General features: G+C 60.7%; 2 protein-coding genes. Both read left to right on the plus strand.

The features are described 5' to 3' along the window. Positions 1–227 precede the first annotated feature (227 nt). Positions 228–1,325: a FecCD family ABC transporter permease gene (locus WBV42_RS08435; protein ID WP_423985634.1), complete on the plus strand. Its 1,098-nt coding sequence runs from the start codon at positions 228–230 to the stop codon at positions 1,323–1,325. 75 nt (positions 1,326–1,400) lie between these two features. Continuing rightward, positions 1,401–1,901 (plus strand): ABC transporter ATP-binding protein (locus WBV42_RS08440; RefSeq protein ID WP_423985635.1); only part of this gene is annotated, 501 nt, incomplete at its 3' end.

A 1,901-nucleotide genomic window follows, 5' to 3' on the forward strand; every position in this document is an offset into this window, starting at 1 on the left:
CAACACTTTTCAGTGCGAAATCGTAACCCATCGAATCGAGGATAGAGCCGTGCAACAAACCCGAAGTGGACGGTGAGTGCGCGATAGAGGCGTAATTAGCGCTCCGGGAGAAAAACCAAAGCTCTTATCGGTGTTTAGGCAGGCCTAAAAGATGAACAAGAGGTGAAGCGCGAGTCGCTTCACCGGGTAGTGACAACGATGGAAAAACCGAGTACGGGATCGGACACATGACAGAGGAGGTCGAGGCGACGATAGGAGAACGAATAGACGGGTCACTGGCGGGGCTCATTCTGGCGAGTATCGGAATCGTGATCGTTTCCGCGCTCGTGCAAGTCAGTTTTGGCGCGTACTCCACGACGCTTTCGCAGGCGTGGCACGCCGTGTTCAACCCGAAAGTCATCGCCGATCCCAAGGTACTCGGGGCGCTCCTGTTCGGGGGCGAGATTCCGGACGGTACGAACTTGAGCAACACCACGACGGTCGTCTGGAGTCTGCGTCTTCCACGAGTCCTGGTCGGAATCTTCGTCGGCGTGAACCTGGCGGTCTCGGGCGCGATTTTCCAGGCCGTCACGCGCAACGAACTGGCGAGCCCGTACATCCTCGGCGTCAGCAGCGGTGCCGGACTCGCGGTGTTGCTCACGCTCGTCGTGTTCAGCGGCCTCTCGTTGTTCCTCCCCGTGTTCGCGGCGCTCGGTGGTGTCGTCGCGTTCATCATCGTCTACACCATCGCGTGGAAGGGTGGGACAAGTCCCGTCCGACTTGTCCTCGCGGGTGTCATCGTCAGCACGGTCTTTTCGTCGCTCCAACGCGGCCTCTTCTTCTTCGCGGACGACATCGGCGTGGTACAACAGGCCCTCGCGTGGACCACGGGGTCGCTCACGGGAACCGGCTGGGAGCAGGTTCGGATCGTCCTCATCCCGACGCTGATCGTCATTCCGATTTCGCTGATCGTGTCCCGGCAGTTGAACGTCCTTCTCCTCGGCGAACGAACCGCACGGTCGCTCGGCATGTCGGTCGAGCGGGTCCGGTTCGGACTCTCGATACTGGCGATCATCGCGGCGAGTTCCGCCATCTCGGTGGCCGGAATCGTTAGCTTCGTCGGCCTCATCGTTCCCCACGTCGTCCGGAACATCGTCGGGAGCGATTACCGAAAGCTCATGATCGGGTGCCTGTTCGCCGGACCGGCACTGGTCGTCGCCGCCGACGTGGGGGCTCGACTCGCACTCATGCCGATCCAGATTCCGGTCGGTATCGTCACCGGACTCGTCGGTGGGCCGTACTTCCTCTATCTCATGCGGAAACAGCAGAACATGGGTGAGCTCTGATGGCACACGAAGGCACCACCGCCACCAACGAAGGGACGACCGGGACGGAACCGGACGCCTGCCGGAGGAATCAGAATGAGTGAACAGATAGACCAAACGATGAACGAGGGAACGGACGAATCGGAGAACGAACGAACTGAAGAGCCGACGAACGAGCGCGCGAGCGAACTGTTCGGCGAGGAGTTGGCGATCGGCTATCCGACTTCCGGAATCATCGTGGAATGTAACTCCATCGTCCTCCCGGCGGGGGAGATAACCGCGCTCGTCGGTCCGAACGGGAGCGGAAAGAGCACGCTGCTGAAGGCGCTGTCCCGCGAACTGGAACCCGAAAACGGCATCGTTCGGTTGGACGGCAACGACATCCAGTCGTTCGGGACGAAAGAGCTCGCGCGGGAACTGGGGCTCCTTTCACAACAGAACAAGTCGCCCGGAAGCCTGACCGTCGAGGAACTCGCATACCACGGTCGATACCCGCACCGCAAGCTCTTCGAATCGAAGACGGAAGCGGATCACGAGGCTGTCGATACCGCACTCGAACGCGCCGGCGTCACGCACCTCAGGGACGAGGAGATGAAT

The organism is Haladaptatus sp. (assembly GCF_049589095.1).
Lineage (GTDB): Archaea > Halobacteriota > Halobacteria > Halobacteriales > Haladaptataceae > Haladaptatus.